The sequence below is a fragment of the Aeromicrobium sp. genome, assembly GCF_014378035.1.
Lineage (GTDB): Bacteria > Actinomycetota > Actinomycetes > Propionibacteriales > Nocardioidaceae > Aeromicrobium.
The window spans coordinates 15,299-28,546 of the sequence record NZ_JACMOM010000286.1 but is presented as its reverse complement, the minus strand read 5'-3'; the positions used below and the strand labels follow the sequence as shown (position 1 = coordinate 28,546).

Below are 13,248 nucleotides of genomic sequence, written 5' to 3'. Positions count from 1 at the left end.
TTGTCACCCTTGGTCTGCGAGCGTCCGTTGAGCACCACTTTGGCGCCTTCGCGGAGGAAGGCTTCGGCGATCCCGCGGCCAAGTCCAGCTGTGCCACCGGTGATGACTGCGACCTTGTCTTGAAGTTGCATCTGTCCTCCTTGGACGCCCGCCGACGAGCGTAGTTACTTTGTGTAGACTCTAGTGAAGCATGTCACTAGAGTCGTGGCCCACGACGCGTAGGCATTCCAGTCGTCGACCGGCGTCTTCGCGGTGACGTGAGTGGCTGGCTACGACATCGCCGCGGGCCAGTTGCTGCTGCACAAGGCCTTCAAGGGCTTCATCGTCTCGACGGCAAACATGAACGTCGCTTAGTCGAACCGGTACCCCGCCAGCAGGGCCGTCGTCATTCACTAGGCCTGGGCGCGAGCGGAACTCATCACCGAGAGGGCCATCCGAGTCACTACCGGTTCGGGCGGCCCCATCGACTTCCCGGCAGCAACGGTGAGAAGGAGCGCGCCGCGGGGCGGGGCGCCCAGCCTGTGAGGAAGTGCTCGCGAAGAAGGCGCGGCGCTACGGGCCGTGGAGGACTCAGTAGTTGCGGGCGCCAACCGGGCCGGCGAGCACAAGAACGGGGTCAGCCGGCGGCGTCGTCAACCTTGTGATGACGTCACGGGTCCGGGTGACCAAGCACCGCGGTCGGCGTCAGTCCCTTGACGCGTAGAGGTGTGCGGTTTCGTTGACCGACAACACCACCGTGCGCCCGCCCGGTAGGCGGCGCAGCCGGGACACCGATGTGTATCCAGGGTTGCACCAAAATAGCGTGGGGACGCCGAGGACCCCTCCGATCGCGGCATTGAGCATGCCGCCGTGGCAGACGGCCGCGACCCGGCCCACAGGCCACCGGCTAAAGACCTCGTCGAGCACGCGGGCGACCCGGGCGCGGAACGCGGCGCGGTCGAGGTCAGGCACGAAATCGTCGTACCGGCCCTCGGCGAGTGCCACGGCGCGCGGGTCCAGCGGTCCCATCTCCTCAACGGCCACGTAGGTCTCCGGCGGGAGGCCGGAGTCCCACTCGCGCAGGTCGTCGACCGTGGCGTCAACGAGGCGCCCAATCTGTTCCGCGAGGATCTGACCTGTTTCAGCCGCCCGTCGCATCGGGCTGGTGACGATCACATCGACGTCCTCTCCCTTGAGCCAGGAACCCAGGCGGCGGGCCTGCTCGAGGCCCACTTCGGACAGGCCGGGTTCCTGGACACCGGAGACGGGCAGAGCGTGGCGGATCAGGAGAAGCTCGGTCATGGGACCTTCCAGACTGGGCAGGGATGAGGTTTCCGGCAGACCAACCATGGTGCAGTCACCTTGTATAAGCCGGCGACGCAGCATCAGCCCGCACACGCGGCTATGAGATGGACTCGTCAGACTGTAGACGCAGTCAATAAACTGTGCATGACACCCCGGGAGTCATTGCACCGATGTCGTTTCGCTTCGTCGTCCAGGCCCACCGGCAGCGGGGTCGTGGCTGTTCGCCCGGAGTTACGTGGTTGAGGGACCATTGGGAGCTACCGTCGGTGATGAAGCCCAGGTCCGCACCGCGTAGAAGGCGTTCCGGTCGATGGCGTGGCCTTTCAGGTAGCGGTAGCCGGGTACGGCGAAGATGGCCGCGCTGTCACCGGGTTGTACGAAGGCGACCGGGCTTGACCCAGCGGTGGCGGCCCAGGCGACCAGGTCACTGGGAACAGGGTGTCCGTGCAGTCCGGAGCGGCTTCCCCGTGCAACACACGTTCGTGCGTTGATACAAACTTCGCCGGGCGACGCCTGTGTCGTGGTGCAGCGGCGGCACGACGCGGTCCTCGAGCACCGGACAGCAGTGGAGTTCGTCGGCCAACGCCAGCGCGCCGATGCCCGCGCACACCGGGTGCTCCGGCGCGACCGGTTGTGCCGTCTAGCAGGTGGTTCGAGTCCCGGACGAAGACCACAGAATGCCGTGCAGCGGTTTGGGCGCGTGAAGGATTGCGACGGCCGAGAGCGTCGGCTCATACCCGTCCCACGCGGGGCAACCGACGAGGCTTAGGCCCTCGTTGAGCAGCCCCCAGGTGGCCCGCGCGAGCTCGGGTGACGGCCCGTTCGCTGTCGGTGGCTCCCGCATCTGGGGTGCGGGTTCAGGAGGTCGTGGGACAGCAACACGTTCCACGAGGTGCCGGGCGGAGCCGGTTCAGTGCCGTGGGTTGCACCGCGTGTCCCTACCGCCAACCGTTCGAAGCCACAAGCTCCGCGACCATGCGCAGGAGCGCGTTCTGGTCGACCCGGTCCCCGCCGCTCAGCAGCAGGACCCGATGGGTGTCCGAGATGCCGCCGTGGCGGTCGAGTGGGGCGCTTAGCCTCGGTCCGTAAGCCTTCGAAACAGGGTTCGCGGGGGGGAGGGGCTTGTTGGGGGCCGCCGTCTTACTGTAGTCTGAGACCACAAAATACCGCGACCTGGCGGTTACCGTCGGGCTGCATCGGCAGCTTCCTGGCTCGACGGGCAGCGAAAAGCGGAACAGGCGGGCACATGACGAAGGCTGGCGGCACTTCCATGCTTGACGAGGCGACGGCCCAGGGGTGCGACGCCGACGAACTGCTCGATCTGCACCGGCGAATGGTACGAATCCGGGTCTTCGAGACGGAGGCGGGCAAGCTCATGGAAGCCGGTGCGCTACCCGGCTTTTTGCACCTATACGTCGGTCAGGAAGCGGTCGCAGCGGGAGCGATGGCGAACTTGACGGACGCCGACCAGATCACCTCGACGCACCGCGGTCATGGGCACGCCGTTGCGAAGGGGGCGCAGTTCCGCCCAATGTTCGCTGAGTTGTTTGGTCGGCTCGACGGTTACTGCCGGGGCCGCGGTGGCAGTATGCACATCAACGATCTTTCGATCGGCATGCTAGGCGCTAATGGAATTGTCGGCGCCGGCCTCCCGATCGCAGTAGGCGCAGCTTTCGCGAGTTGGTATCGCGGCGATGGTGGTATTGCTGTGACCTTCTTTGGTGACGGTGCGAGCAATATCGGTTCCTTCCATGAGGCTGCGAATATGGCAGCCGTGCTCAAGTTGCCCGTCGTGTTCGTGTGTGAGAACAATGGTTACGCCGAGTTCACCCCTCAGTCGCGCCACATGTTGCTCGACGACGTTGCCGATCGCGCCTCGGCCTATGGCATGCCGAGCGAGGTGTGTGACGGGATGGACGCGGTTGCGGTCAAACTCGCGGTCGCCCGCGCCGTTCAGCGGGCGCGCGCCGGCAGCGGGCCGAGCATGGTGGAGGCCAAGACCTACCGCTACTACGACCACCAGGGCGTCAAGGGGCTGCGCAAGCCCTACCGGACGCAGGAGGAGATCGACGGCTGGAAGAAGCGCGATGCCATCGAGCTGCTGGAATCCCGTGCCGTGGCTGACGGAGTTCTCGCCCGAGACATCTTCGAACAGGTCTGGGCCGAGACCCGAGCCGACGCCGAAGACGCCATCGCGTTCGCCAAGGCCAGCCCCGAGCCGGACCCGGCCGATGTGCTGCTCAACGTCTACACCACGGAGGTCTGAGGCCATGACGGCAACGCGGGAGAAGGTGCCGACGCCGCCTGCGGGCGGGCGGGAGCTGACGTACGTCAAGGCCTACAACGAGGCCATGAAACAGGTCATGCGCGAGGACGAGGACGTCTTCGTCGTTGGCGAGGACGTGGCCGGCTACGGAGGCGTGTTCCACATGTACGAGGGGTTGCTCACCGAGTTCGGCCCCCGTCGCATGATCGACACCCCGATCTCCGAGGCCGCCATCGTCGGGCTGGGCGTGGGCGCCGCCTCCCGAGGTCTGCGCCCCGTTGTGGACATCATGTTTATGGACTTCCTCGCCGTCTGCCTCGATCAGGTCGTCAATCAGGCCGCCAAGATGAAGTTCATGTTCGGAGGTGATGTCCGCGTGCCGCTGGTTATCACCGTCGCCTCCGGGGCCGGTCTGGGAGCTGGTGCACAGCACAGCCAGAGCCTCGAGGCCTGGCTCGCACACACACCGGGCCTCAAGGTCGCCATGCCGTCGTCGGCGTACGACGCCAAGGGACTCATGGTCACCGCGGTGCGCGACGACAACCCCGTCATCATGATGCTGAACAAAAGGTTGTTCGGCGCCAAGGGTGATGTGCCCGAGGAAATCTATGCGATCCCGTTCGGCCAGGCCGCGACGCTGCGCGAAGGCCACGACGTCACCGTCGTCGCGCTGGGACGGATGGCGGTCGAGGCGGCTGCCGCGGCCGAGCAGCTGGCCGGCGAGGGGATCAGCGTTGAGGTCATCGACCCTCGCACGGTGCAGCCGCTGGATATCGAGACCGTCGTGGCATCGGCGCGCAAAACCAACCGGGTCGTTGTCGTGCACGAGGCGGTCACCTTCGGCGGCCTCGGCGGAGAGATCGCGGCGCAGATCACCGACGTCGCCTTCGACCACCTGGACGCGCCCGTGATGCGTATCGGTGCGCCGTTCGCGCCGGTGCCCTTCAGCCCGAAGCTGGAGAACGCCTACGTCCCTGATCGTGCCGCCATTGTTGCGGGCTGCCGACGCATCCTCGAGCGGAGCTGAGTCGTGGCTCAGGAGGTTCTTCTCCCCAAGCTGGGGCTGACGATGGAGGAAGGCACCATCATCGAGTGGGTGGCGCAGTCCGGCGACGTCGTCAAAACCGGCGACATCCTGCTGAGGCTGGCGACCGACAAGGTCGATGTCGAGATCGAGGCGGAGGGCGACGGTCGGTTCGAACCAGTCGTCCCCGAGGGGGCGACGTTGCCGCCCGGAGCAGTCATAGCGTGGCTGCTCTCCGGCGATGAGCGGGCGCCTACAGGTTCCGTGGTAACAGCCGCCGTTGCGTTGCCGGCGGCCCCGGTGGCAACGGTCGGCGACGGAGATGAGCTTCGGGATTTGGATCCGGCAGCCGGGGCTTCACCTGAGAGGCAGGGCAACGGTCGACTGCTGGCGTCGCCGAACGCCAAGCGGATTGCCGGGGATGTAGGCATCAACCTGACCGTCCTTCGCGGCAGCGGTCCTGGCGGCCGCATCGTATCGGAGGACGTGGAAGAAGAAATTGCCCGTCAACGGGCGGCCCCGTCCGTCAACTCACCGGTACCTGGCCAGTTCGTCTCCCCGCTGGTGCGGCGGCACGCGTCAGTCAGCGGCGTCGACCTCTCCACCGTGCGCGGCACGGGTCTCAGCGGGCGCATTCGGCGGGCCGACGTGGAGGCGGCGGCTGCCATGCTCGCTGCTCCCGCGGTCGCCGCTCCCGCACCGGCGGCTCCCGCACCGGCTGCTCCGACAGGTCCGCGGGCCGGCCAGGTCGTCCCGCTCACCGGCATGCGGGGTGCCATTGCGCGCAACATGCACGCGAGCCTGCAGGAGATGGCGCAGCTGACGCACGGGTACGAAGCCGAGGTTGGTGGGTTGCTGGCCCTTCGTGAGCGGCTCAAGGTCGAGTGGGCTGGCTCCGGGGTGAACGTGCCGACCATCAACGACTTCGTCATCCGGGCCGTGGGGCACGCTCTCGTCGAGCACCCGATGCTCAACGCGACGATCCGGGACGGCGCGATCTACCTGCTCGAGCAGGTGAACGTCGGCGTCGCTGTGGCTGTTTCGGACGGACTGGTCGTGCCAGTTGTCCGGGATGCCGATCGCCAACCGCTGGCGAGCATCGCCGCACAGACCCGGGCTCTGGCCACGGCGGCTCGCAACGGAACGCTGACGCTCTCGCAGCTGGAGGGCGCGACCTTTGTCGTCAGCTCGCTCGGCTCCTACGGCGTCGACTTCTTCACCCCTGTCGTCAATCCCGGCAACACCGGGATCCTCGGCGTCGGCAGGGTGCGCGACGGGGTCAGGTGGGAAGGCGACGTGCCGCACCGCACCTCCGTGCTCACACTTAGCCTGTCCTTCGATCACCGGGCGGTCGACGGTGCGCCAGCGGCACAGTTCCTCAGGTCGGTCAGCGGCTTGCTCGCCCGACCGCTTTTGCTGCTCGCCGGCTGAACCCAGGAGTCCCCTTGATCGATGTCACTCCCGTAGACGAGTCACTGTTTGCCTCCCTCGCCCCGCCTCGGCTGCTGGGTAGCCGCTGTGGGGAATGCGGCACAGTCGTGTTTCCGACGGCGAAGTCCTGCCCTCGCTGCTCCCGCGCGGGCATGGCGCTGCACCCCCTGGCCGACCGCGGGACGGTCTGGAGCTGGACGGTTCAGGCCTTCTGCCCCAAACCGCCGTATGTGCCTCCATTAGGTGGCTTCGTGCCGTTCTCGGTCGGCTACGTCGACCTCGGCGACGTAATTATTGAAGCTCACCTACTGGTCGACGGCCCACAGCTTGAGATCGGACTGCCGGTTCGGCTCGCCCTCGAAACCGTCGTGACGGCTGACGGTTACGAGGTCGTCACCTATGCATTCACCCCGGACGGAGATGCTTCATGAGGCCCGAGGATGTGTACGTCGTCGGGGCTGGCATGACGGCCTTCGGCCGGCACGAGGTCAGCGGCCTCGACCTGGGCGAGCAAGCGCTGCGCGCTGCGCTGGACGATGCCGGTGTGAGCTGGTCCGACATCGATTTCGCCGTCGGCGGCAGCAACGTCTCCGGCAAGCCGGACTCGCTGGTGTCCCGTCTCGGGCTTACCGGCATCCCGTTCACCACTGTGAAGAACGGTTGCGCGACGGGCGGTGTCGCGATAGCGACCGCCATCAGCGCGATGCAGGCCCGCCGGGCAGACCTGGTGGCCGTTGTCGGGTTCGACAAGCACGAGCGCGGCGCCTTCGCCGCCGACCCGGTGGCCTATGGGCTCGGGAGCTGGTACGCCTCGACCGGGATGATGGTTACCACCCAGTATTTTGCCATGAAGACCCGGCGCTACCAGTACGAGCACGGGATCTCCAACCGCACCCTCGCCCGCATCTCCGCACGGGCGTTCCGCAACGGGAAGGAGAACCCGCTGGCGTGGCGGCGTACACCGCTGACCGAGGAGGAAGTGCTGGCGTCGGCGCCGGTGAACGATCCACTGACCCAGTACATGTTCTGCCAGCCAAGCCAGGGCGCCGTCGCCCTCGTGCTCGCCCGCGGTGACCGGGCCGGCGACCTGTGCGACACCCCGGTGAGGCTCGCCGCCGTCACCCAGCGCACCCGGCGCTTCGGTTCGTTCGAGGTCTTCTCACCCTGGCTCAGCAAAGACCCGTGGAACAGCCCGAGCGTCGATGCGTCAGCGGCCGCCTTCGCTGAGGCCGACGTCTCGCCGTCGGACGTCCAGGTGGCGCAGGTACAGGACACCGACAGCGGCTCGGAGATGATCCACCTCGCCGACACGGGCCTGTGCAAGCACGGAGAGCAGGAGCAGCTCCTTGCGGACGGCGCCACCGATATCGACGGCGCGCTGCCGGTCAACACCGACGGTGGCTGCCTGGCCAACGGTGAGCCGATCGGTGCCTCCGCGCTGCGTCAGGTCCACGAGGTCGTCCGTCAGCTGCAGCGGCGGGCGCCTGGGCGCCAGGTCCCCGGCGACCCCCGGGTCGGCTTCACCCACGTGTACGGCGCGCCCGGCCTGTCCGCGTGCGCCGTGTTGACCCTCTGACCACCACTCGAATTGAGGCAGGCATGGCACCCGAGCTAAAGATCTGGCGCGGCCAGGTGCGCGCCTGGCTTGCCGAGACGCTGCCCCCAAAGCTCGTCCAGCAACACGATGGTCCCGTCGATCTGTCGGTGTTCCGAAATGTTAGTGATGCGGAGGAGACCCGGCTGCTAGAAGCTGTCCGCGTTTACCGTCGGGCGCGCTACGACGCCGGCTACGGCACGCTCACCCTGCCGGTCGAGCAGGGCGGTGCCGGCCTCTCGGCGTCGTACGCGATCGCGTACGCGCAGGAAGAGTTGCGCTTCGCGGTACCGCAGTCCAGCGAGCTGATCAGCGTATCGACCGGCCTGGTCGGGCCTGCCGTCGCCATGTTTGGGACATCGCAGCAACGCCAGAACTACGCCCAGCCGTTCCTGCGCACCGACCTGCTCGCCTGCCAGCTGTTCAGCGAGCCTGGCGCCGGCTCGGACTTGGCCGCCCTGGCCTGTCGGGCCGTCCGCGACGGCGACGAGTGGGTGCTCGACGGGCAGAAGGTGTGGACCTCTGGTGCCCGGCACGCCGAGTATGGACTGTTGCTTGCGCGCACCGATCCGGATGTTCCCAAGCACAAGGGCATCACCGCCTTCTTGATCGCGATGGATACCCCCGGTCTGGACGTGCGGCCAATCCGGCAGATGAGCGGCGGGTCTTCGTTCAATGAGGTCTTCCTGTCCGGAGCCCGAGTCTCCGATGGCCTGCGCGTCGGAGAGGTGGGCCAGGGATGGAAGGTCGCGACGACGACGCTGTCGTTCGAGCGAACGGCGTCCGGCTCGGGCACCCGCCGCAAGGGCGGGACCTTCGACGACGTCCTGGGACTGGCGCGGTCGCTCGGGCGCACCGGAGACCCGGTGGTTCGCCAGTCGCTGGCCGACCTCTACATCCGCAGCGTGCTGAAGGCTGCCACTACCGAGCGGGTAGCCCGAGCCGCTGCCGCCGGGGTTTCTCCGGGCCCCGGCGCGTCGATCGGCAAGCTCCTCGCTTCTGACCTGCTCGTACGTACCGGGGACGTGGCGGCTGAGTTGCTGGGTGCTCGCGTGACCGCTGACGCCGGCGAACCGGGCCAGTTCGCGTGGACGCAGCACCTGTTGGGTGCGCCCGGCTATCGGCTCGCTGGGGGCACCGACCAGATCCAGCGCAACGTGATGGCAGAGCGGGTGCTGGGACTACCACCCGAGCCGCGCGTCGATAAAGACGTCCCCTGGGGGCAACTCGCCCGCGGCTGATTTCCTTGCAGGGTGGCCGCACTGCCCTCCGGACCGGTGGTCGGCAGGGCCCGCGCGCCTTACCAGGCCAGCAGCGTTGCGAGCCGCTCGCGATGGTGACTGGTGCTGCCAAGTAAGGCGGCGTCAGCGCGCGCGCGGCGGAAGTAGAGGTGGGCGTCGTGCTCCCAGGTGAAGCCGAGGCCACCGTGCAGCTGGACGGTTTCGGCAGTCACGGTGCGGTAGGCGTCAGAGCACCAGCCCTGTGCCACCGCTGCCGCCTCGGCCAATGCCGAAGGGTCGCCCTCGGCATCCAGCGCGCGTGCGACCGCCGAGTGGCACGTCTCGACGAGGACAAGGAGGTCGGCGCAGGTGTGCTTGACCGACTGAAAGCTGCCGATCGCACGGCCGAACTGCCGACGTTGCTTGACGTACGCAACGGTCATGTCGAGGCACGCTTGTGCACCGCCGAACTGCTCAGCCGCCAAAGCGACTGCGGCTATGTCGAGGGCTGGCCGGACGGCGGCGTCCGCGGACCCGCCAGAGGTGAGGCGGGTGGCCGGGGCGTCGGTAAAGGTCACAACGGCCTGGCTCCGCGACAGGTCGAGGGTCTCCACGACGACGGTGTCGACCCGCGGGTCGCGCAGCTCGGCCAAGAACAGGTCAACGCCGTCGCGACTACGGGCGGCGACGACGACAAGAGAGGCGTCCACGCCGTCGAGCACGAACGGTACGACTCCGTCGACGGTGCAGCCGTCGGCGCCGACCGTGGCGGTGACCTCAACGTGCGACGGGTCCCAGACGCCGTCGGCGTCAGCCAAGGCCAGAGTGGCGAGCTCCCCTGCGACCACCCGCTCCAGCGCTGCCCGACCCGCCGGCCCGACATGAGCCAGAACCTGGCCCGCGAGCACGGTGGAAGACAAGAATGGGACTGGAAGTAGGGCCCGTCCGAGCTCCTCGGCGACAGCGGCCACCTCGGCCAGTCCACCGATACCACCAGCGCACTCGGGCAGGCCCAAGCCCGACAGACCGATCTGGACGCCGAGCACGTCCCACAACTTGGTGTCGTAACGGCCGCCGTCAGTCTCGAGACGGCGCACAGCCGTCGGGCCGCCGGCGTTCCTGCAAACATCTCGGACGGTCGCGCGCAGACTCTCGACCTCCACTTGGCGCTCGTTGAGCGGGTCGAGCAGATCGGCGGTCATAACAACTCCTCAATGACGGTGTGGGCGGCAGCAAGCCTTGCGATGGGGACCCGCTGTGGGGAGCAGGAAACGTAGTCGAGCCCGAGAGGGGCGAGGCGCTGGATGGACGTCGCGTCGCCACCGTGCTCGCCGCACACCCCGAGCTTGATGGTGGGCTTCACCGAGCGGGCCCTCTGCACGGCAATGGCAACTAGTGCCCCAACGCCTTCTAGGTCGAACTCGACGAAGGGGCTGACGGCGAGCAGGCCGCGCTCGACGTAACCGGCAAGTAGACGACTCTCAACATCGTCCCGCGAGAACCCATAAGTCATCTGCGTTAGATCGTTGGTGCCGAACGACAGGAAATCCACGTGCATGGCGAGCTGATCGGCCAGGAGCGCCGCCCGTGGCGTCTCGACCATGCTGCCGATGAGGTAAGGAACTCGGACGCCGGTCTGCTCCGCAACCTTGTCGGCCGCCTTGCGGACCTGGTCGATCGCGATGACCAACTCCTCAGGCAGCGACACCAGCGGGATCATCACCTCCAGCTGCGGGGTGATGCCCTCCTGCGAGACCATTACCCAGGCGTTGAACAGCGCTTCGGCCTGCGCCGGGTACAGGTCGTCGTTGAGCAGGGCCAGACGGACGCCGCGCAGTCCGAGCATCGGGTTGACCTCGCGCATCTCCAGGGCCCGCGTGCGCTGGGCTTCGTCCTCGTACACGCCGTCGTGGGGCAGGAACTCATGTAACGGTGCGTCGAGTAGTCGCACCGTCACCGGCCGGTTGCCGACCGCGCGCAGTAGGCCCTGGAAGTCTTCGCACTGCGCGTCGGTGAGGGCGTCCAGGGCTTCGCGCTGGGCGGCGTCGTCTTGCGCGAGGAGGTACCGGCGGACGACGGGTAGTCGGTCGCCCATGAACTGGTGTTCGGTGCGGCACAGGCCGATACCTTCGGCGCCGAGGCGTAGTGCCACCTCGGTTTCGCGGACCGTGTCCGCGTTGGTGCGCACGCGCAGCACGCGCTCGTCGTCGGCCCAAGCCAGCAGGGTGTCGAGCTCGGCAGGAGGCTCGGCGGGGCGGATGTCCACCTCGCCCACGTAGACCGTTCCTGAGCGGCCGTCGACGGTCACAATGTCCCCCTCCCGGACGGTGTGGCCGCCGGCGCGGACGGTGCCGCTGATGGTGTCGATCCGCAGCTCAGACGCACCGCACACCGCCGGTGTGCCAGAGCCGCGGGCGACGACGGCAGCATGCGAGGCCAGACCGCCGGACGTCGTTACGACAGCGACGGCCGCCAGTAGCGCGGGGACGTCGCCGGGAGTCGTCTCGGAGGAGAACAAGACGGTCGGCACGCCACCGGCCGCAAGCTCGAGGGCGCGCTGCGGGGACAGCACGACGAGCCCGCGGGCCGCCCCGGGTGAGGCAGCGAGGCCCTTCACCAACAGGTTCTCGTCGCCCGTCAGGCGCAGCTGAGCGTGTAGCAGCTCTTGCACCACCTGCGGCCGCACGGTGCGAAGCGCCGCCTTGCGGTCGATCGTCCCGGCGTTCGCTAGGTCCACGGCGAGGCGGAGGCCAGCGCGGGGGGTGGGCCGGCCGAGCGCAGTCGCACTGAGCAACGAGAGCTTGCCGTCGCGGAGCTCGAAAGTCACCTCGGCGACGTCACGCAGGTGGTGTTCGAGCGTAGCGAGGGTGTGTTTCAGCAGGTCTATGCCGCCTGGCAGCGCGCTGAGCGGCTCCCCGGACGCGTCGGTCGGCAGCGCGCTGCGGCGCACTCCGCGGTGGAAAGTTCCGGTCGGGATGGGCGCTCCAGTATCGGGATCGCGGCTCGAGGCCGTCCCGATGCCGCTGCGCTGCCACGGCCCTATGTGCACGGCCTGAACGTGTAGGGCCAGACCCAAATCGTCCGGGAGGTTCTGTGAACGGCGGGCGCGACAACCGCGGGGTGAGCTCCAACGGTGCAGCAGAGCAGTCGCGGACAGGGCGAGCTGATCGGCGGGGTCCTCAGGTACCGGGCCGGTACCTTTCGTGGCGCAGACGGCCAACAGCGCCTCGACCCGTCCTGCCTCCGTCGTGACGCCGTCGAGAGCATCCTCGAGGGCATCCGGCGACACGTCGAGGGCGTCCTCCGCGACCAAGCGCAGCACCGATGCCCAGATGTCGAACAGATCACCTTGACGGCCGATGAGGTCGGCGAGCGATGTGGCGTTCTTCGGCGTCAGACCAATTCCAGGGACCTGCGGCGGCAGGCCACTCGCGGCCATCGGCGCGCTCGCCAGCAGGCGCAGCAACATGGGATGGTCGCCCCCGCCGACCTGCCGTCCGACCAGCTCCTCCATCAGGTCGACGACTTGGCGGGCAACCGCCGGGTCGGTGAGGTCGCGTGCTGAGGGAACGGGGATGGTGATGCCGGGGACCGTGGGTAGCCCGAGGGCCACCAGGCGGTCCATTTGGTCGCCGTGTACCCCGAGCTCTGCCGGGCCTAGACCACGGACGCGACCTTGCCCGTACGGGACGAGTGGTGTGGTGGTACCAAGCGCAGCTGGCATTAGACCATCTGACCGGCGACGAGCTCGGCTTCGAGCCTCTCGTCCTCGGCTCGGCTGATGCCCAACAGGAGCAGCAGCTCTTGATGAAGCCACATCCACACTGTGTGGTAGCTGTCGGTGAGCGGGCTCGTGAGCATGCTGGGGTCACCGTCATCGAACTTTGCCAAAGAGGCGCTCAGGTGAACGCGATACTGCGCCAGCCCCGGTGCGACCTCCGACATGCGGCGCAAAATCCGGCCGATCGCGTTGTCGATGTCGTCCAGCCGGTCCCGAACTGAGGCGTCGTACGCCGCTTCGCTGTGGTCGTTGGGGGTTCCGTCAGGCCGCAACTGCCAGGCCGTACACAGCTCGCGGAGTTGGTGGTTGATTGGCAGGAACTTGTCGAACAGCGGGCGAAGCGCCCTTTCCTCGTCACCAGCAGCCAGTAGCCGAGTGGCCGCCTTGGCCGCTGCCGTTCCTGCCGGCGTCGGCATGAGAAGTGGGCCTTTGGTCATGGCAAACCCCCGGTCAACGAGAACCTGCTGCTCGGACGTCACTGCTCCGCGGTGCATCCCGCGGATGACGAGCTCGACGACGGCCTCGCGGGTGGTCGCGTCGAGCCCAGTGGCCCCGGCGGAGTTCGTCATCTTGATTCTCCTTGTCGGTTCCTTCACCCGGCTGCTTCGTGACGGGCGGGAGACTCGTGGGCTTCAGTGTCGCAGGTCA

The 13,248-nt window shown here is 67.7% G+C and carries 12 protein-coding genes and 1 pseudogene; 8 read left to right on the top strand and 5 right to left on the bottom strand.

The genetic code is table 11. From position 1 onward, the window contains the following. Both H7290_RS21400 and H7290_RS14730 read right to left on the bottom strand, forming a co-directional pair. Positions 1–131 (bottom strand): SDR family NAD(P)-dependent oxidoreductase (locus H7290_RS21400; RefSeq protein WP_366927610.1); only part of this gene is annotated, 131 nt, incomplete at its 3' end. A gap of 553 nt (positions 132–684) precedes the next feature. Continuing rightward, positions 685–1,281: a histidine phosphatase family protein gene (locus tag H7290_RS14730; RefSeq protein ID WP_290514771.1), complete on the bottom strand. Its 597-nt coding sequence runs from the start codon at positions 1,279–1,281 to the stop codon at positions 685–687. Positions 1,282–2,216: 935 nt separating this feature from the next. Here H7290_RS14730 and H7290_RS14725 point away from each other — a divergent pair. From H7290_RS14725 to H7290_RS14690, 8 genes and pseudogenes are all read left to right on the top strand, one after another. Continuing rightward, positions 2,217–2,360, top strand: a complete 144-nt coding sequence (locus H7290_RS14725) for a hypothetical protein (protein WP_290514770.1) — start codon at positions 2,217–2,219, stop codon at positions 2,358–2,360. 170 nt (positions 2,361–2,530) lie between these two features. Continuing rightward, positions 2,531–3,550, top strand: coding sequence for a thiamine pyrophosphate-dependent dehydrogenase E1 component subunit alpha (locus H7290_RS14720; protein ID WP_290514769.1), 1,020 nt, complete (start codon positions 2,531–2,533; stop codon positions 3,548–3,550). Between the two features lie 4 nt (positions 3,551–3,554). Further along, positions 3,555–4,577, top strand: coding sequence for an alpha-ketoacid dehydrogenase subunit beta (locus H7290_RS14715; RefSeq protein WP_290514768.1), 1,023 nt, complete (start codon positions 3,555–3,557; stop codon positions 4,575–4,577). A gap of 3 nt (positions 4,578–4,580) precedes the next feature. After that, positions 4,581–6,005: a 2-oxo acid dehydrogenase subunit E2 gene (locus tag H7290_RS14710; protein WP_290514767.1), complete on the top strand. Its 1,425-nt coding sequence runs from the start codon at positions 4,581–4,583 to the stop codon at positions 6,003–6,005. 14 nt (positions 6,006–6,019) lie between these two features. Then, positions 6,020–6,139: pseudogene (locus H7290_RS14705) on the top strand (zinc ribbon domain-containing protein); the annotation flags it as partial. An 18-nt stretch (positions 6,140–6,157) separates the two neighbouring features. Then, positions 6,158–6,436 carry an OB-fold domain-containing protein gene (locus H7290_RS14700; RefSeq protein WP_290514772.1) on the top strand — a complete coding sequence of 93 codons (279 nt, stop codon included), beginning with the start codon at positions 6,158–6,160 and terminating at the stop codon, positions 6,434–6,436. Next, positions 6,433–7,581 (top strand): thiolase family protein, encoded by a 1,149-nt coding sequence (locus H7290_RS14695; protein ID WP_290514766.1) that lies wholly within the window; start codon positions 6,433–6,435, stop codon positions 7,579–7,581. The genes H7290_RS14700 and H7290_RS14695 overlap by 4 nt, the downstream gene beginning before the upstream one ends. A gap of 23 nt (positions 7,582–7,604) precedes the next feature. After that, positions 7,605–8,840 carry an acyl-CoA dehydrogenase family protein gene (locus H7290_RS14690; RefSeq protein WP_290514765.1) on the top strand — a complete coding sequence of 412 codons (1,236 nt, stop codon included), beginning with the start codon at positions 7,605–7,607 and terminating at the stop codon, positions 8,838–8,840. A gap of 59 nt (positions 8,841–8,899) precedes the next feature. Here the strand turns inward: H7290_RS14690 and H7290_RS14685 are convergent, their stop codons facing one another. From H7290_RS14685 to H7290_RS14675, 3 genes are all read right to left on the bottom strand, one after another. Beyond that, on the bottom strand, positions 8,900–10,021 hold the full coding sequence (locus tag H7290_RS14685; protein WP_290514764.1) for an acyl-CoA dehydrogenase family protein: 1,122 nt from the start codon (positions 10,019–10,021) through the stop codon (positions 8,900–8,902). Then, positions 10,018–12,444, bottom strand: a complete 2,427-nt coding sequence (locus H7290_RS14680) for a putative PEP-binding protein (protein ID WP_290514763.1) — start codon at positions 12,442–12,444, stop codon at positions 10,018–10,020. Before H7290_RS14680 ends, H7290_RS14685 begins: the two co-directional genes overlap by 4 nt. Positions 12,445–12,542: 98 nt before the next feature. Next, positions 12,543–13,169: a hypothetical protein gene (locus H7290_RS14675; RefSeq protein ID WP_290514762.1), complete on the bottom strand. Its 627-nt coding sequence runs from the start codon at positions 13,167–13,169 to the stop codon at positions 12,543–12,545. Positions 13,170–13,248 lie beyond the last annotated feature (79 nt).